The sequence below is a fragment of the Polyangium jinanense genome, assembly GCF_028435365.1.
The window spans coordinates 74,463-91,807 of sequence record NZ_JAGTJJ010000047.1 but is presented as its reverse complement, the minus strand read 5'-3'; the positions used below and the strand labels follow the sequence as shown (position 1 = coordinate 91,807).

The window sequence follows — 17,345 nt, the reverse complement described above, 5'->3', positions numbered from 1 at the left end:
GGCAAGCCCTGGACCATTTGGGGAAGAACTGCGCGATGCGCAGTTCTTCCCACAGCCCGGTGGCAAGACCATGGAGGTGCGTCCACGCTGGCGACGGGCACGTTGCCCTGTTCGATGAACTGCGCATCGCGCAGTTCATCGACCCCGGGTCCAGCGCTTGCGCTGGTCCGGGTCCAGGGGCGGATAGCCCCGGTGGGGCCTGGGGCAAAGCCCCAGCGCGGCGCCTTCCCGTTGTTTAGCGAGAGGTCCCTACCGCTTCGGCGTCAGACGAAGACGGCCGAGGCCCGGAGAGCAGCGTGACGAGCAGTCCTCCGATGGGCGTGAGGATCACGGAGAAAATCAGCGCTCCCCATACGCCGATACGTCGTTCCCTCCCCAGGAGACCCACGGCGAGGACCTTGATGACCGGAAAAACGTAATCGAAAAAGAACGAGGACGTCTTCATGCCTGCCCGAGGGGCTGCTTCTCTGGGTGCTTCCGGGTCAGGTCCACGATGCGCGCCATCCTACTACAGGATGAAGTGGGCGTGTGGTAGTTCGTCCACCGTGCTTCAAGCGCTCCTGTTGTTCTTCTTCGTCATCGCCATGGGGCTCGAATGGCACGTGGGCCGCACGCGTGGGCGGCAGGTCTTTCGCGTGTCGGACGCGACGTCGAACTTGCTGCTCGGCATGGCGCAGCTCGCCCCCGCTGTTCTCCTCTTTGGCTTCCTGCAGGTCACCTACGAATTCATCTACAAGCGTTCTGCCGCCTTCGAGATCAAGGCAACCTCGCCGATCGCGTCGATCGGGCTGCTCATCGGTGTCGACTTCTGTTACTACTGGTTTCATCGTTTCTCGCACCGCGTGCATGTCGCCTGGACCTCGCACGCGCTGCACCACCAGGGTGAGGACTACAACCTCACCCTCGGGATCCGTCAGCACCCGACGCAGGGGTTCTTCGAGCGTGCGTTCTACCTGCCTCTCGCGTTCATCGGGTTTCCCCCCGCGATGGCCGCCACGGCAGTCACCATCAACGCGGCCTACCAGCTCCTCCTCCACACCGAGCTCGTCGGCAAGCTCGGCCCGCTCGAGTGGGTGCTGAACACGCCTTCGCATCACCGCGTCCACCACGGCATCAACCCCCGCTACCTCGACAAGAACTTCGGGGGGATGCTGATCATCTGGGATCGCATGTTCGGCACGTTCGCGGAGGAGGATGAGCAGCCGGTGTACGGCACGGTCGAGCCGGTCGCGTCCTTCGACCCGGTCCACTGCATGTGGGCCCCGCTGGACGGTGCGATGGAACGCGCGTCGCGTACACCGGACTCCCTGGATGAGCTTGGTGTCTGGATCATGCCCCCCGGCTGGCGGCCGAAGAGCATGGCGAAGGCCGACACCCAGGTCAGCCTCGATCGGCCCAAGTACGACGTGAAGCTCAGCCGCGAGGCGACGCTTTACTTGATGGCCATGACGGGGCTCACGATCGCGATGATGATGCGCTACCTCTTCACCAACGACCAGAACCCCCGGCCGCTGGCGACGCAATTCGTGTTCATCACGTGGGTCGCCGTCGCTCTCGTCGGGCTCGGCGGCATCCTCGAGGGGCGCCCATGGGCGAAATACGTCGAGGCGCTGCGGCTCGTCGCCACGCCGTTCGTCGTGATGACCCTGGTTTGAGCCTTCGCCTTCCCTTCACAGTCTCCCCAAGCAAAACCGGTTTACATCTCCCCTTCCCTCCACCGTCCCCCTCTGTAAACCATCTTTCATTCACCCTTCCCTCCACCGTCCCTCTCTGTAAACCATCTTTCACTCCCCCTTCCCTCCTCCGTCCCCAGTTGTAAACCATCTTTCATTCCCCCCTCCCTCCACCGTCCCCCTCCCCGATCCCGTTCTGTTCGTGCCTTCCCTCCCCCGAGCCCTTGTGCCTCCAACGAACATCCATGTACAGTCCCTCACTCTTCATCCCTACATCCAGCCGGAGCCCCCCTCATGGCCGACCCCGATCTCCAGAAAGCCTACGGCAAGTATCTCCTCGCGGCGAAAGCCCTGCCCGCCGCCGACATTCTCCCGTATCGCCTCGACCCCGATCTCGCCCTCGTGAACGTCACGACCTGCATGAAGGTCGTCCACGACCACCAGGCCGCGATTCCCACGCACTTGCCCAAGATCGACCTCGCCTCCCTGCTCGCCCTGCCCGAGCTCGCCCTGGCCACGAAATACGCAGCGCTCATCGCCGCGCAAGAAGCGCCGAGCGAATCGCAGGTTCTGGCAAAGCTATCCCTCGCGCGTGACCTGCGCGTAAAACTCCTGTCCGCAGCCAAGGCCATCGCCGAGAATGGGCTCGTCCCTCAGGCCGAGGTCGACGCCATTGCCGCCGGGCGCGGCGTCCGTGATCGCGCCGAGGACTGCGTGTCCCTAGCCTCCCTCTTCCGCAAACACGCCGCGGCCATCAGCGGCAAGCACCCCGTGACAGTCGCGCAAATCGACGAGGCCGCCGAGGTCGGCTCCTGGCTCGTCGCGAACCTTCGGCCCGCGGACGCCCCGCCCAAACCCTCGACGGGCCCGACCGAGGCCGTGGATCTTCGGAATCGCTTCGCCACCTTGCTCGCTCGAGCCCACGCGCGCCTTCAAGTGGTCGCCCATTACTTCCACGAGGACGATTGGGAAGAACGAGCGCCCGCACTCGGATCGAGGCGGCTGAAGCCAAAGAGCAGCGACAGCCAAGAGAGCACGACCGCCGCGCCAGCAGGCTGACCGGTTTGTCCCCGGAACGGGACTGTCCAGTGTTGGCAGGCGCGACCCCAGGGCCCTAGGTTCGGGGTATGCCGGGGCAACCCAATCAGGCGCTTTTGCTCCGCACGCTCGAGCGTCTGCTCGAAGTCCCGTCGGCCGACCTCCCGACGGCGCTCGCGTTCGCCTGCGACGCCGTCGCCGACGCAATGCACGCCGACAAAGTAGACGCGTTCCTCCTCGATCCGACGAAGAACTCGCTCGTCGCCATCGGCACGAGCAATCAGCCGCTCTCGAGCCTGCAGCGGAAGGTGGGGCTCGACGTCCTGCAAATCGCAAACGGCGGGCGCGTCGTGCAAATCTTCGAGACGAAGGCGCCCTTCCGCACAGGTCGGCTGATGGAGGATCCGGGCGAGCTGAAGGGCGTCCGCGAGACGCTGAAGATCCAATCGAAGGTAGGCGTCCCGATCGAGCTCGGCGGCGAAGTTCGCGGCGTGCTGATGGTCGCCTCGTTGAAGCGCGATTTCTTCACCGAGGACGACGAGCGGTTCGTCGTGTCGATCGGTCGCTGGGTCGGCACAATCGCCCACCACGCCGAGCTCGTCCAGGAGATCGGGCGCAACGCAGTCGAGCAAGGGCGGCGCGCAGTAGCCGAGGAGCTCATGACGGTGCTCGCCCACGATCTACGCAACTTCCTTTCGCCCATCAGCGGCCGCCTGCACCTGCTCCGGCGTCGCGCCGAGCAAGAGCAACGCGCAGCCGACGTGCGCGACAGCGAAGCAGCCCTGAACGCAGTCGGGCGACTGGCACGGCTCATCTCGAACATCCTCGACGTGGCGCGGCTCGACCAGGGCGTCTTCCGTCTCGACCTCCAGCCAGTCGATCTCACTGCGTTATGCGCCGACATCGCGCGCACGCTCTCCACGCCGACGCACGAGGTCATCGTCACCGCACTGGACCAGGAGGTCATCGTCCGCGCCGACCCCTCCCGCGTGAGCCAATGTCTCGAAAACCTCGTCTCCAACGCCATCCGCCATTCGCCGCGAGGCTCCCCCGTCGTCATGTCCATCAGCAAGAAACATCTGGACAACGGCGACATCGGCTGCGTCGAAGTGGTAGACGAGGGGCCAGGCGTGCCCGCCGAAATCCTCCCACGAATCTTCGACCGTTTCTATGCAGGCAAGACCTCGACCGGCCTCGGCATGGGCCTCTACCTCGCGCAGCGCATCGCCGTGGCCCACGGCGGCAATCTCTCCGTCGAGTCACCCCCAGGCAAAGGCGCGCGCTTCTGGTTGAGCATACCCATTTACACGGACGATTGACGAATCGTCACGGCGCGAGCGTCAGGGAGCGATCGGCCCGTCTCTGCTGAAGTGTCAGGGAGCGTTTCTCGAGCCGGTTGCATAGGCTTTCGGCGCAGGGGCAAGATGGGACGCTCCACCACGTTCACCCGGGATACATGGTTCCAGGCCCTCACGCTCGGGGTCGTGTATTTCGTGGTGGCGAAGATCGCCAACCAGTTCGCCTTCCCGCCTCATCCGAGCTCCGTGCTTTGGCTACCGAGCGGGCTCACCCTCGCCGCCTTGCTGCGGAGCCCACCCCAGCGTTGGCCCGCGCTGCTTTCCGCCGTCTTCATCGCCGAGGTCGCCTCGGTCCTGGTCCATGGCTTCCCCATACCTCTCTGGGTGTCCAGTCTGTGGGGCCTGGCCAATTGCCTGCGCGCAGTGGTCGGCGCGTGCCTCATGCGGCATTTCGTGGGCACCGACATACGGCTCGCCCGCCGCTGGGAGATCGCCGGGTTGCTGCTCTTCGGAGGCCTTTTGAGCCCCCTTGCCAGCGCCACCCTCGGCTCGCTCGGCTACACGTTCTCGAGGGCGCCTTCTTCCTTCCTGGGTGACTGGATGAACTGGTGGCTGAGCGACGGGCTCGGCACCATCGTGGTTGCCCCGCTGCTGCTCACCTGCACGCCCGCGAGCCTTCGCCCGAAGTGGTGGCGCCGCCTCGCGGAGCTTTCGGGGATGCTGGCTCTGACCGCGCTGGGCGCGCACGCCATTTTCAGCGATCCCGCGCCCGAAGGTGTCCGCGCTTCGCTCGCCTACGTGAGCTTTCCCTTCGTCCTGTGGGGGGCGCTGCGCATGGGTCCCATCGGCGCGGCGAGCACCTCGGCCGTGGTGGGGATGGTCGCGCTCTGGCACACCACCCTGGGGAAAGGTCCCTTCGGCGCCCTGGCTGCGTCGTTGCCCGAGAAGGTGCTCGCCCTCCAGATGTTCCTGGCGATCGTCAGCCTGACGGCCCTGACGCTGGCCGCGGTCGTCGCGGAGCGATGGCGGACGGAGGAGCTACAGCACTTGCTGGTGGAGGCAGGCACGGTGCTCGCGTCGTCGCTCCATGTCCACGAGACCTTTCCGCGTGTGGCCCGTCTGGTCGTGCCACGGGCGTGCGCAGGTTTTGCCGTATGGCTTGCGCGCGAGAATGGGCAGAAGCCGGAGCTCATGGGTCAGGCAGGGTGGAGCGCCGCCCGGCAGGCGCGTCTCACGGGTCACCTGCCGCCGCTGCCGACCACATCGAAATGCTGGAGCACCCCGGAAGGCACGGCGGTGCTCGTTCCGTTGCGGGTCCAAGGGCAAGTGCAGGGGGCGCTCGTGCTCATGAGTGATGACCGAGCCCGCTTCGCTGGAAAAGCGGTCCTCGCGCTGGCCGAGGATCTGGCTCGCCGGTGCGGCATTGCGCTGGAGATCGCACGCCTCTTCGCGGAGGCGGAGCAGGCCATCGAGGCGCGGAACGAGTTCATCGTCCTGGCCGCCCACGAGCTGCGCACGCCGCTCACGTCCCTCACCCTGCACATGCAGAGCTTCGACGCGCTGCTCCGCCGAGAGGGCGCCTCGGAATCCGCGCGCGAAAAAGTCCGGGCGATGTCGCGCCAGCTCGCGCGGCTAGGTCAGCTCGTCGAGCGCGTGCTGGACGTGGGACGCATCACCACGGGCCAGATGGAGATCCACCGGGACGGGGTGGATGTGGTCGAGATGGTGGAGCAGGTGGCGGGCGCCTTCGCTGAGGATGCGAGCCACGTCGGGAGCGAGCTCCGGGTCGAGGTCGAGGCGGGCTTGACGGCGTGGTGGGACCGAGGCCGCATCGAGCAGGCGCTCGCCAACCTCCTGACGAACGCGCTCAAATTCGGGGCTGGGCGTCCCATCGAAATCCGCGCCTCTCGCGAGGGAGGCGAGGTGCGCATCGAGGTGAAGGATCACGGCATCGGCATCGCCCCCGACGCGCTTACGCGCATCTTTCAGCGCTTCGAGCGGGCGGAATCGTCGCGCAGGTACGGGGGGCTCGGCCTGGGGCTGTTTCTCACCCAGCGAATCGTCAAGTCCCATGGTGGGACGATTCACGTGGAGAGCCAGCTCGGAGAGGGAGCGACCTTCGTGCTGCGACTCCCGGTGGGCTGAGCATGGGTCTCATCTGGGAGGCGCTGAGCTGGGGCGTTGCCCCAGGCCCCACCAGGGGCTGTCCGCCCCTGGACCCGGACCAGCGCAAGCGCTGGACCCGGGGTCGATGAACTGCGCGATGCGCAGTTCATCGAACGAGCCGGGTCAAGACCAACGACGACCCTGCCCATCAAGACCGCGGCGCTGGCGGTTCACCAGGCGACGTCACCAGCGTGAAACGAGCCTTCGCGGTCTTGCCACCGGCCTGCTGGAAAAACTGCGCTACGCGCAGTTTTTCCACCTGAGGTCCAGGGCTTGCCCTGGTTCGGGTCGAGGGGCGAACAGCCCCCGCGGGGCCCGGGGCAGCGCCCCGGCGCGGCGCTCCTCGATGAGACTCAGCCCCCGTCACCGCAAAATGAATTCGTCCCGAGCGGCGGGAAGGACTCCCCCGGCTTCCAGTCGAGCGCGCATAGAAGCAGCGCTGGATCACACTTCACCTTGAAATCGGGGTGGATGCCGGAGCCGAAGGGCCTGCCCTGGTCTGGATTGGCCTTGGCGCAGCAGCGCGTGTCGTCGGGCATTCCCGTCCCTTGACCCATGGCGTCCACCGCCTCGCAACCGACGGCGGGGAACAGCGCGCTCGCGATGTATGTCGTGGTGCACGTCTCGCGAGCGCCCGTCACGGGATCTTCGCTCTCCCGCGTGATGGTCACCTCGCCTGTCGCGGCGTTGCCCGGCGTCGCGAATGCCATGTGCACGCGCACGTCGCGCCATTCGTAGGCGAGCCGCGTCTCGGGATAGATCGCCGGATTGCCGTCCGCGTCCGTGTAGGCCGTCTCCGGGATGTGCTGCTCGGCGACGGAGAGGTCCGAGGCCGCGCAGAAATCGTTCGCGTCCGGCCGCGCCGTGTAATTGCCGAACGAATATTGCTTGTGGTTCGGGTCGGGATCCGTCGCGCTCGCCGTGGCCTTCGCCGTGTCCGCCAGAACGCCCATCGAGGATGCCTGGATCGCGACCGTCGCCCGGAGGGCATCGATTTCTCTGTCATCTCCCTTCGGCGGATTGTACACGGACATGCCCACCCGTTCCCCTGGCAGCATGAGGCAATCGTTACCGGCCTCTTTCGGGAAGTACTTCACGGCATAGGCATCACTCGCAACCTCGCACAGGATCGGCGGCTGCTCGCACGACGTGCCGAATGCGGCCGTGAACAGGAGCGCAGAGGCCCCGAGGGCGATCGACTTGAGGGAGTCGTGGCGATTCATCATTCGTCTCCTCGTTCACGCGATCAGAAGGTCAACCGGACGCCCATGCGGATCGTCCTCGGGCTCTGGTACGATGTGGGGCTGCCGTAGTTGGGGTTTCGGTTGGCGGGATCAAAGGGCGAGCCGTCCTCGAAATTCACGAGTTTGTACCCGCAACCAGCGCTCGTGGCGCATGCCGACTCGCCCTTCTCCGGCAGATCCGACGCGGTTCCGCCCTCGATGGGCCGGACGTACCCGTACGTGAAGGATTGGTCGCGGCTCGTCTCGGCCTGGAAATTGAACAGATTGAACACGTCCACGTTCACGGAGAGCGTGCTGTCCTTGCTGATCTTGTAGCCGATGGCGAGGTTCGAATCGATGCTGTGGACCCAGGGCAAGTTGCCCCCCGAACCGCGCGGCAGGATGAACGCGGCGCCCCGGCCGTAATAGGGATGCGCGCCGAGGACATCGAGCGGAGCGCCCGACGTGCCGGTGTAGCTCATTCCGATGTTGATGCGAATGTTCTTCGGGAGCGCGAACTCCTTGGCGCCGTAGACCTTGGCCGTATGACGCCGATCCCCGGGGAGCGGGCCATCGCGGTTCGGCAGGAGCGAGAGCAGGTCGAAGTCCGAAAGCGTATGAGGGGACGGATAGTTGCCCGAGGCGAGCCCGGGATAGTTCCCGCGGAGAAACGACGCCGTGTAGCTGGCGAGCGCGAGCCACCCCTGGGAGAACGACTTCTGGAAGAACAGCGTCAACGCATCGTAATCACGTCGCGCTTCGGGGAAGTCGGAGGCCGCGCCGTGCCCGGGATTGCCCACGAGAAACGATGTCCCTTCATCCCGGCTCATGTTCTCGATGACGCGATGGATCGACCGGTGCGTGTAGTTGAGGCCCACGCGCGCATCGTCGAAGACCTGGTACTCGCCGCCCGCCGAGATCTCGTCCATCGACTGCGCCTCGATCTCCGGATCCACCGGCGCGCGATCACCGTAATAAAAACCCCATTGCCGGTTCGGCGAGTACGGCGTCCCGATCGTGAGGCGGTTCTTCGGGTCCAGGCAGGCCTCGACCTTGGTGGGATCGGTCGGGTCGCACACGGATTTCGACACATTGGACACGGTGAACGGTCGCTGGACGAACAGGCCCTCGGCGAGGCCCAGGGGCACGTTTTCGTAATAACGCGCGTAGCTGGCGAAGATCTTCGACCGGCCCTGACCGGTGGGATCGTAAATGGCTCCGACGCGCGGAGACCACTGGTTCGGCAGCACCATGCCCACCCCTTCGCTGCTCGACATCAACTGCGCGTCGTACCGCAAGCCCGCATTCACCGTGACCCGGTCCAGGAACGTGAAGCTATCCTGCACGAACCCACCGACGATGGTGGAGTGCGTCGTGGGAGACTGCAAACTCGGCACGTACACGTCGTCCGGGTTCGTCAGGTTTCCGATGCGCCAGACCTGCCAGGCCGAGCCGTCGTACGTCTCCGAGAACCACACGTTTCCGGTATTCGCCCGAGCGAACAGGCTATTTGACACCTCGAGGTCGATCCCCGCCTTGATGACGTGTTGCCCGAGCGCGTTCAAGAGGTACGTGAGGACGGCTCGACCCTGAAAGCGGTTCGTGATGGATTCGTTGACGTTCCCGGGTCCGCCGGTCAGGTAGGCGCGCACGGGGCAATAGATGACCTTCGTCGATCCCTTGGGCTCGCAGCCGCTCCCTGCCGGGAGATTCTCGAAATCGGCGATGGTGTGCGGGCTACTCCGCGTCCACGAGATGCCGGGCACGGTATCGAGCCCCTGGCCGCTGCCGATCCCCGACCCGTCGACCGGCAGGCGGTTGGAGTAGGCGTGGTGATATCCGAGCGTCGTGTCGAGCAGGAGCTTCTTGTTCAGGAAGGACGACGAGAGCTTGAGCGAAACCGTATTGATCCTCTGCTCTTCCTTCCGTCCGAAGGCCGCGTATTCTCCTTCCAGCAAGCTCGTGTTGATCGTCGTGGTCGTGCCCGTGACCCCGTTGAGCGAGATGCGCCCATCACCGCCGGACGACGTGGGCGAACCGAACACGGAGAGCGTCAGCGTGTGCGAGGGGTTGATGAGCCAGGTCAGCTTGCCGATGTATTGAAGCGTCTCTTTGGACGCGATGTATCGACGCGTCCCTCCTTCAATGGGCGAGGTGAGCTGAAATCCGTACTCATCGCGAAGGCTGATGGGGTTGCCCTTCGCGTCCAGCACCAAGGATCCATCGGGGTTCGTCTCGTACCGCAAACGGTTGAGCGAGCGCACGATGTCGAGGTCCTGCATGGCCACGTTCAAGCCCGCGTAGAACCACAGACGATCCTTCATGATGGGTCCGCCCAGCTCGAAACCAAAATCACGCATTGCGCCGAGCTTCTGGTCCACGGCGACCACCGTGCCCGCCGCGCGCACGGGCTTTCGTTGTCCCTCGAATGCGCCCGGCGTGAAGCTGCCGAAGACCGACCCATGAAACTCGTTGCCACCCGACTTCGTGACGACATCGAACACGCCGCCGGTCGTTCGTCCGTACTCGGGCATGTATCCGCCCGTGGCGACGTTGACTTCCCGGACGAACTCGAGCGAAAGCGGCGTATCGTTGATGCCGTCCGACGCGCTGCCCACGGAGACGCCGTCGATCTGGAATCGGTTTTCGGGGGCCGACGAGCCATTGATGGCAAAGCCGATGGGGGTCGGCTGCGCGCCGGGCGCGAGCGCTGCGAGGCTCTCGAACGATCGCACGGCGGACGCTCGACCTCCCGGGGGTGCCACCGCGAGACGATGTGAAAGGTCCGAATCGACGATCAAGCCTGTCGTCGTCGATCCGATGTCGATCGTCGGGGCTTTGGCGACGACCTCGATCTCCTCTCGCAGCTCGTCCGGCATGAGCTCCAGGTTTGCGCGGAGCGTGCTGCTCGTGCGGAGCGTGATCCCGCCGCGCGCGAGGGGCTTGTGCCGATCCCCGTCGAGCCGGATCGTGTATTCGCCCGGTGGGAGCTGAGGGACGCGATAGTTGCCGGCCGCGTCGGTCACGACGGTCTGCTCGCCCTGCAGCGCGGGAGAGGTCACGGTGACAACGATGTTTGCGATCGGCTTTTTGGTTGACGCGTCGAGGACGGTCCCGGTCAAGACCGAGTTTCCAGCGGCGAAGGCGGGGGGCGCGACGAGCAGCCCGAAGCAGGTCGCTCCCAGGAGAAAGCATCGTGTGGCTCTGGAGATCAAGCGCATGTCAATCCTCTATTTTTGGTGCACTTCAGGGAGTCTTCTGCTTCGAGCATTCGGTCGACTCGCTCCCCCCGAGCAACACCCGTACCATGCTCGATGCAGCCTATCATGCCTGCGCGTCGAGACGACGACGTCAGGCGCGCGAGCGCCGGTGTCACGCGCGCGTGACACTGACACGACGCGGTGACACCTCCGCTTCGACGACCGTCGCACGGACGTGACAGTTTGCATCGGCGATGGGCGTCCCCTCTTCACGACGCGCGGGGAAATGCGCACGGCATGGTCATTGCTGTCCGACCTCGGCCCCATCGAGGCCATCTCGACTTCCCCCCGAGGCATTCGCAACCATGAGCATCACGTCCCGCATCCTCTCTCGTCCCATCGCCGTACGCGCCGCCGTGCTCGTCGCATGCGCTTCCGTCGTGGCATCGGCTGCCTATCGATGGTCCGATGACCTCGTCGAAGGCATCGCGCACGCGCAGACCGCCCCTCAAACGAGCACGGACATGCTGACGGGCTTCGATGCGGACGCCATGGCCACGTTCGTCGCCGACACCACGAGCTGCCCGGCCATCCCCGCCAGCGGGCTTTCGGGCCTCTTCAAAGAGCGATTCTACTTCCTGAGCGAGATTGGCTGCGAGAACCTCCCCTGCTTCCTCGCCAAGGTGAAGAATAGCGTGCACGCGAATGCGACCCTCATCGTCGACGAGCAGTGCACGGTTCATCAGCCGATCCAGATCCCGGCCCGCTTCACGCTGGCGGGCGTTGGTCCCGCTGGCCAGGGCGTACTCGCCTTCGAGGATCTGCCCGACCATGCGCCTGCGCTCAGCGTCGAGTCGGTGCTCCCGAGTGGTGTCTCCGAGAATGTCATCCGGGACCTGTGGATCGTCCGAGCGAGCGGCGGCACCTGGAACACGGGAATCAACGTGTCGGGTGGCAATATCGTTCGGCTCGAGAACGTCCGCGTCTCGGGCTTCGCCGTGGGGCTCTTCGGCAAGAGCGCGTATTCGGTGGTCGTCGAGGGGTCGACGTTCTACGGGAACGCGTTCAACGTCATGATCCACAGGGATGCCAATCACTGGCGCTTCCGCGATAACACCTTGGGCCTCGCCACGTTCTACAGCGTCAAGGTCTTCGGCCCCTCGGACGGCCCGGGCACGTGGAACAACGATCATCTCTTCTCGGGCAACCGCTTCGAGGGGAGCCTCGTCGGCGCCATGATGCTCGGCTCCTACGCGACCATCGTCGAGAACAACCGCTTCGAAAGCAATGGCTACAACGGCGTGTACATCACGGGGTCGGCAACGGAGACGCGGGTGCACTCGAACGTCTTCTCGACGGACGTGGTCAACGACCAGGGCCAGGGAACGAGGTGCGACTTGAACATCCCGAACAGCGCTTGTCCAGACAACTGAGGCGCCCGGCTCGCGCCCGTGAAGGAATCACGGGCTCGGCGGTTCGAGCGGCACCCGTATCGGGGCCTTCGTCACTCTCTCTCCGCCACCGTCGATGCCGCATGCGTTGCCCGGGAGACTCCCCCAGCCCCACAGGGAGTGATCTTCGCCGAGCGCGAACGTGCAATAGCTGCTGGACGCGATGTGGACGATCTTCGGCAATCCGGGGACGAGCACGCCCGAGGGCGAGCTCCTTTGCACGTCGCTCCCGAATCCCCCCGAGTTGCCGTCACCGAAACAGTAGACATTGCCTTGTTTATCGAGAGCGCAGCGGTGCTTGAAGCTGCCAGCCACCTCGACGATGTCCGAGAGCCCCTGGATCCGGGTCGGCGGGAAATACCCTCTCGTCCTGAGGGGCCGGCCCACGGTGCCGCGCTCCGCGCTCCCCCAGGAGAAAACCTCCCCCTTTTCGGTCCAGGCCGTGGCGTCATGGTTGAACGGCGCGACGTCGACGACCCCCGAGATCCCTCGTCCATCGGGGAAGATCAGATTGCGGGGCGGCGGGAGCTTCAGCTTGGCCGCGACCGGAGCTACCTTCGGGCCGTAGTCGTGCTCCTTGCCTGCCGCGAGAGACGCGAGCGTATCGCTGCCGAAGCACCGCACCTCACTCGTCGCGAGCAACGCGCAGGCCTGATGGTGCGACATGCGGACACGCTTGACGCCGGCGAGCCCTTCGACCTTGCGCGGATCCGGCGCGGCCCCGGGCTGCGTCAGGTCTTTCGCCATTCCCCACCGGAGGACGTCTCCGCCGCGGGTCCAGACCAGGGTGGTGTTATCCGACACGACCACCCCCACGGCGTCCTGAATCCCAGGGACCTGCGTGGGCCGCTTCGTTTCGGTGCCGATCGCGCTCGCGCCCAGGCCGAGCTGCCCGCTCTGGTTATTGCCCCAGCAAAATACGCTTCCCGCGGCGTCCACGGCGCACACGTGCCAGACGCTCACCGCGACATCGACGACGTTCGAGATCCCCGGGACCCGGGCGGGGCTCGTCACGTATCCATGCCAGTCCTGCTGGAGACGGTCGTTGCCCCAGCAAAAAAGCTCACCCGACCCGACGATGGCGCAGGTGGCGGAACGGCCGAGCACGAGCTTTTTCACGTCGCGAATGCCCTGGACCCAGGCCGGCGTCGTTTCGTCACGGGTATGGCCGCGGCCGAGCTGGCCGGAGGCGTTGGGCCCACCCCAGCACTGGAGCATGCCGTTCTCGAAGATGGCGCAGGCGCGATCATTGTCGTTGCCGACGACGCGCGTCACATGCCCCGGAGGAGCGAGCTTTGGCGAGGGTGGCGGTACGTCCGGCGGAGGCGAAGGCTCCGCAGGCGTTGCGGGGGCCGAAGGCGACGTCCGAGGCTCTGGTGTGGTCTCGGCGGGACGCGCTTCAGCGACGCGTCTCGGTGCGGACTCCGACGTCGCTCCACACGAAAGGACGAGCGGGAGCGTGACGAGCACCCTGGGTAGCGATCGCATTCTCATGAGGAAGGACCGGAATCTACCCGAAGGGTCGGCGCTCATGCAACCGCGGCGCCCCCGCAATGAGGTCAGATGCGAAGACGCAGCCGGCTTTTGCCTGGGTGCTTTGGGCGAGGACGGCCGAGCAGGCGCCTGCCCGCGTCGAGCAGGTGCTCGCGCAGGGTATCGTCGTCGACGCCTGCGAACTCGGGAGCGCCGCCGGCCATCGCGAGCCCCGCGGACATGACGTGCACGGTGATCGCGTCGGCGAGGCCCGGATCGGCACCGGCGAACACCGTTCTCAATTTCGTCTTGAGGTCCTCGTCCCGCGCCTGCAACGTCCGCTTGATGAGACGCTGAAGCCCGGGGTCGCTGTTGAACAGGCCGACCAGCGTGCGCTCGCGGACGATGAGGTCGACGAACCCGGCGAGCGCGTGATCGATCTGCGCGCCCCGGCTCCGTTTCGTGCGCGCTTCATCGAGGATCTGATCCATCTCCTGCAACGCGGGTGCGGCCACGGCCTCGGCGATCTCGTCCTTGGACTTGAAGTGGTAGTAGAGGGCGGCCTTCGTGACGCCGAGCTCGTCGGCGATCATCTGCATCGACGTGCCCTCCATCCCGTGTTCGCCGAACAGCTTCAGCGCGGTGGCGAGCAGTCGTGATCTCGTGTCGTTGACAGCGGTGCCGGCAGTCATGGCCCTCCTCGGGAACCGAGACAGTACCCCGCTCCTCGTCGTTCGGCATGCTTTCCGATCCGCCCATCCAACTTACCGTTTGGTAAGTCACATCCTGACCGATCGGCTTGCCATGAACTTACCGATCGGTTAGTGTGGATCTCGAACCGAGGAGGACCCATGACTGCCGACGCCATTCCGCTCGCCATCACCAGGACCTGCCCTTTCGCGCCGCCTGCGCAGCATCAACAGCTCCGAAAAGAGGCGCCCATCGCCAAGGTGAAGCTGCCTTCGGGCGCGACGGCTTGGGCTGTCACGAGGCACGAGGACATTCGGACGATCCTGTCCGACCCGCGGTTCAGCGCCAGCCGGCGCAATCCTGGCTTCCCCCACCTGACCGAAAAAACGCCGCCGCCCCTGACTGCCAAGCCGTTCCTGATCGAGATGGACGGGCAAGAGCACTCGGCTGCACGAAGGGCCGTGGTGGGAGAGTTTTCCGTCAAGCGGATGGCCGCGCTCGCACCGCGCATCCAGCAAATCGTGGACCAATCTATCGACGCAATGCTGGCCGGGCCCCGCCCGGTCGACCTGGTGCAGGCGCTCTCCCTGCCGGTGCCATCGCTCGTGATTTGCGAGCTGCTCGGCGTGCCTTACGCGGATCATGAGTTTTTCCAGGCACGCTCCGCCAAACTGGTGGGTCGTACGCCGACCATCGAAGAGAAGGCGGGCGCCTTCTTCGAGCTCGTGGGTTATCTGAACAAGCTGGTGACCGACAAGGAGGAGAATCCGACCGACGACTTGCTCGGCCGCCAGATCGTCAAGCTGCGCGAAGAGGGTGCTTACGATCACGAGACCATGCTCAACCTGGCCTTCATTCTCTTGATCGCGGGTCACGAGACCACGGCGAACATGATCTCGCTGAGCACGCTGATGCTGCTGAAGCATCCCGAGAAGCTCGCGGTCCTTCGGCAAGATCCCGAAAAAACCCTGGCGGCCGTCGAGGAGCTCTTGCGTTACTTCACCATTGCGGAAGCCGGCATCGGTCGGGTCGCCACCGAGGACGTGGAACTCGGGGGTGTGCTCATCCGGGCCGGGGAAGGCGTCGTCGTGCTGGCCAACGTGGGCAATCGTGATCCGGAGGTCTTCGAGAACGGAGACGAGCTCGAGGTCGAACGTGGCGCCCGGAACCACATCGCCTTCGGCTTCGGCCCACACCAGTGCCTCGGTCAGAACCTGGCCCGGCTCGAATTGCAAATCGTGCTCGATACACTGTTCCGGCGGATCCCCGAGCTACGCCCTGCCGTGCGCGAGGAGGAGCTGTCTTTCAAGGACGACGCCACCGTGTACGGCATGTACGAGTTCCCGGTCACCTGGTGAATGGCCTTCCCGCCCGATCGATCGGCGCGCGCCCTCGTGCTATGAGGCCGCCGCTGGAGGCACTCCCGGATGGGAACACCATCGAACGCGCAGAAGGAAGAAGTACTGAAGATCGCGGCCGAGGTCGCTACGGGGAAGCGGGACAGCGCCGATCTGCCACACGGCATCACGCTCGGCGAGCCGATCTCCGGCGAGGAGGCCAAAAGGTTGCTCCTCCAAGAGCTCGAGGCCCAAGCGAAGGCCGACGAAAAGCGGGCAGCGCATCTCCGGGTCGCCGAGGCCCTCTGGTCGAAGATGGAAGCCGAAGGGGTGCAGGAAGGCACGCGGGGGCGATTCGAAGCTCTCTTCGTCTCGAGCGATCGAGAATCGGCCGCATCCCTCGCCGCCGAGCTTGGTGGTGACGAAGACTGGGAGGCCAAGGTCTCGGAGGACAGCACCGGGCAGCTTCAAATCAAGGTCCTCACCCGACCTCTCGTGCTCGGCCTGGAAGTCGTGGTCGAACTCGCGAACCAGATGGACATCCACGCCCGCGAGTTCGGCTGCGACTTCGTCAGCCTTCAGCCGACGCCCACGAAAGCCCGGCGTCCCTGGTGGAGATTCTGGTCGTAACGGCTTTGCGTGGCAATCAGCGGGGAGGTGCCTGGATGTCTCGCGTCCCCCTCGCCGTCAATTGTCCATCAGACAGTCGATGTCACGGCCCAGGCTGAAGCACGAGGGACAGACCCCATCGAGGCAGAAATCCGTCTTGGCGTCCTCGACCCACGACGGGATTCGCGAGCATGTCGCGTCAGGCCGAACCACGAGCGCCCCCACGATGGTCCCCCCTGCCAGCGTACAGCGATAGGCGCGGGGCGTATTCGTCACGTAATTCCGCAGTCGGGCCGTACGCACCGAGAGGCAGCCGAGCTTTCGCCCGACGTTCCAGCACGACTGGCAGGAGCCTCCCATACAGTACAACTCCGACGCACCCGCGATGTGCGTACTGTACCGGGTACACGTCCCGTCCTCATTCGCGATCAAGGACGATCTCCGTGCCCCCGCCATGCTGCACTGATAGACCCCGGTCGTGATCCTCTCTTCAGCCTCGACAATCGCTCCCTCGTCGGACTCCCCTGCCCCGCCTGCAGGATCCATCGCCGTACAGCCGCCTACGAGTGTAAAAATGCCCATGAGCGCGAGCCCGGCCCCGATGGCGCGCCTCGCGCGATGCGTGTTCCTCATCGTCGCCTCCATGGTCGATCGTGCGCTGAATGTCGATCAACTCGACAATCGCTCGACGTTCCAGCTTTTTTCGTTCCGAAGGGGGACGCTTCACGCCCCCCCTCCTCGACGCCGCCAGCGAGCTCGTATGACCTGGCCTCAGTTTTCCAGAATACAGCCAATATCCCGGGCGAGGCTATAACACGAGACGCAGGCGCCCTGCGGACAGTACCGATTGGAGGCACCGGCCAGCGTCGTCGTGAATCGCCTGCACGTCTCGTCCGGCCTGACCAGGAGCGACCCCATCACGCTCCCGCTCCCCAGGGTGCAGCGGAAGATCCCGGTATCGATGGCGGATGCAGCTTCCCCGGTGGTCCCTTCCTCCGCGGCTGCCCCATCACGGCTGGGATGCGCCAGCGCGCTGCCGCTCATCATCGCGAACGACGCAACCAGGGCGAGCCCAAAACCGGTCTTCAGGATTCGAGACATGGAATGGATGGACATACCTTCTCTCCTTGTGATCGAGGCATGGTTCCCCACGAGCCGATGACCTCTGGCGTGTTCATGGGACCGCC

Annotated in this window: 13 protein-coding genes; 7 read left to right on the top strand and 6 right to left on the bottom strand. The window is 65.2% G+C overall.

Translation table 11 applies throughout. The features are described from left to right. The first annotated feature begins 545 nt into the window (after nt 1–545). The 4 genes from KEG57_RS41980 to KEG57_RS41965 all read left to right on the top strand — a co-directional run bounded on the left by KEG57_RS41980 (nt 546) and on the right by KEG57_RS41965 (nt 6,154). A complete protein-coding gene (locus KEG57_RS41980; RefSeq protein ID WP_272422295.1) occupies nt 546–1,655 on the top strand; it encodes a sterol desaturase family protein in 1,110 nt (369 codons plus the stop codon). A 312-nt stretch (nt 1,656–1,967) separates the two neighbouring features. Then, on the top strand, nt 1,968–2,732 hold the full coding sequence (locus KEG57_RS41975; RefSeq protein WP_272422296.1) for a hypothetical protein: 765 nt from the start codon (nt 1,968–1,970) through the stop codon (nt 2,730–2,732). Between the two features lie 68 nt (nt 2,733–2,800). Further along, entirely contained in the window at nt 2,801–4,030 is a 1,230-nt protein-coding gene (locus tag KEG57_RS41970; RefSeq protein ID WP_272422297.1) for a GAF domain-containing sensor histidine kinase, read from the top strand. 105 nt (nt 4,031–4,135) lie between these two features. Beyond that, nucleotides 4,136–6,154, top strand: coding sequence for a sensor histidine kinase (locus KEG57_RS41965; RefSeq protein WP_272422298.1), 2,019 nt, complete (start codon nt 4,136–4,138; stop codon nt 6,152–6,154). A 374-nt stretch (nt 6,155–6,528) separates the two neighbouring features. Here KEG57_RS41965 and KEG57_RS41960 read toward each other — a convergent pair whose 3' ends face one another. Together KEG57_RS41960 and KEG57_RS41955 are read right to left on the bottom strand one after the other, a co-directional pair. After that, nucleotides 6,529–7,401, bottom strand: coding sequence for a hypothetical protein (locus KEG57_RS41960; RefSeq protein ID WP_272422299.1), 873 nt, complete (start codon nt 7,399–7,401; stop codon nt 6,529–6,531). Between the two features lie 20 nt (nt 7,402–7,421). Then, nucleotides 7,422–10,619, bottom strand: a complete 3,198-nt coding sequence (locus KEG57_RS41955) for a TonB-dependent receptor (protein ID WP_272422300.1) — start codon at nt 10,617–10,619, stop codon at nt 7,422–7,424. Nucleotides 10,620–10,963: 344 nt separating this feature from the next. Between KEG57_RS41955 and KEG57_RS41950 the strand changes: the two genes are divergently transcribed. Next, nucleotides 10,964–12,031 (top strand): right-handed parallel beta-helix repeat-containing protein, encoded by a 1,068-nt coding sequence (locus KEG57_RS41950; RefSeq protein ID WP_272422301.1) that lies wholly within the window; start codon nt 10,964–10,966, stop codon nt 12,029–12,031. Nucleotides 12,032–12,058: 27 nt separating this feature from the next. Here KEG57_RS41950 and KEG57_RS41945 read toward each other — a convergent pair whose 3' ends face one another. Together KEG57_RS41945 and KEG57_RS41940 are read right to left on the bottom strand one after the other, a co-directional pair. Continuing rightward, nucleotides 12,059–13,324 carry an RCC1 domain-containing protein gene (locus tag KEG57_RS41945; RefSeq protein WP_272422302.1) on the bottom strand — a complete coding sequence of 422 codons (1,266 nt, stop codon included), beginning with the start codon at nt 13,322–13,324 and terminating at the stop codon, nt 12,059–12,061. Between the two features lie 284 nt (nt 13,325–13,608). Continuing rightward, nucleotides 13,609–14,214: a TetR/AcrR family transcriptional regulator gene (locus KEG57_RS41940; protein WP_272422303.1), complete on the bottom strand. Its 606-nt coding sequence runs from the start codon at nt 14,212–14,214 to the stop codon at nt 13,609–13,611. A 159-nt stretch (nt 14,215–14,373) separates the two neighbouring features. Here KEG57_RS41940 and KEG57_RS41935 point away from each other — a divergent pair, with 159 nt between their 5' ends. Together KEG57_RS41935 and KEG57_RS41930 are read left to right on the top strand one after the other, a co-directional pair. Further along, the gene (locus KEG57_RS41935; RefSeq protein ID WP_272422304.1) at nt 14,374–15,570 is read left to right on the top strand and encodes a cytochrome P450; all 1,197 of its coding nucleotides are present in this window, start codon (nt 14,374–14,376) and stop codon (nt 15,568–15,570) included. A 69-nt stretch (nt 15,571–15,639) separates the two neighbouring features. Next, nucleotides 15,640–16,179, top strand: a complete 540-nt coding sequence (locus KEG57_RS41930) for a hypothetical protein (RefSeq protein WP_272422305.1) — start codon at nt 15,640–15,642, stop codon at nt 16,177–16,179. Nucleotides 16,180–16,236: 57 nt separating this feature from the next. On the opposite strand, the gene KEG57_RS41925 is transcribed toward KEG57_RS41930, so the two are convergent. Together KEG57_RS41925 and KEG57_RS41920 are read right to left on the bottom strand one after the other, a co-directional pair. Beyond that, nucleotides 16,237–16,791: a hypothetical protein gene (locus tag KEG57_RS41925; RefSeq protein ID WP_272422306.1), complete on the bottom strand. Its 555-nt coding sequence runs from the start codon at nt 16,789–16,791 to the stop codon at nt 16,237–16,239. 138 nt (nt 16,792–16,929) lie between these two features. Beyond that, a complete protein-coding gene (locus KEG57_RS41920; RefSeq protein WP_272422307.1) occupies nt 16,930–17,274 on the bottom strand; it encodes a hypothetical protein in 345 nt (114 codons plus the stop codon). Nucleotides 17,275–17,345 lie beyond the last annotated feature (71 nt).

Coding starts and splice junctions, on each gene's coding strand:
- KEG57_RS41975 (WP_272422296.1), top strand. CDS start 1,968: ATGGCCGACCCCGATCTCCAGAAAGCCTACGGCAAGTATCTCCTCGCG.
- KEG57_RS41970 (WP_272422297.1), top strand. CDS start 2,801: ATGCCGGGGCAACCCAATCAGGCGCTTTTGCTCCGCACGCTCGAGCGT.
- KEG57_RS41965 (WP_272422298.1), top strand. CDS start 4,136: ATGGGACGCTCCACCACGTTCACCCGGGATACATGGTTCCAGGCCCTC.
- KEG57_RS41960 (WP_272422299.1), bottom strand. CDS start 7,401: ATGATGAATCGCCACGACTCCCTCAAGTCGATCGCCCTCGGGGCCTCT.
- KEG57_RS41955 (WP_272422300.1), bottom strand. CDS start 10,619: ATGCGCTTGATCTCCAGAGCCACACGATGCTTTCTCCTGGGAGCGACC.
- KEG57_RS41950 (WP_272422301.1), top strand. CDS start 10,964: ATGAGCATCACGTCCCGCATCCTCTCTCGTCCCATCGCCGTACGCGCC.
- KEG57_RS41940 (WP_272422303.1), bottom strand. CDS start 14,214: ATGACTGCCGGCACCGCTGTCAACGACACGAGATCACGACTGCTCGCC.
- KEG57_RS41935 (WP_272422304.1), top strand. CDS start 14,374: ATGACTGCCGACGCCATTCCGCTCGCCATCACCAGGACCTGCCCTTTC.
- KEG57_RS41930 (WP_272422305.1), top strand. CDS start 15,640: ATGGGAACACCATCGAACGCGCAGAAGGAAGAAGTACTGAAGATCGCG.
- KEG57_RS41925 (WP_272422306.1), bottom strand. CDS start 16,791: ATGAGGAACACGCATCGCGCGAGGCGCGCCATCGGGGCCGGGCTCGCG.
- KEG57_RS41920 (WP_272422307.1), bottom strand. CDS start 17,274: ATGTCCATCCATTCCATGTCTCGAATCCTGAAGACCGGTTTTGGGCTC.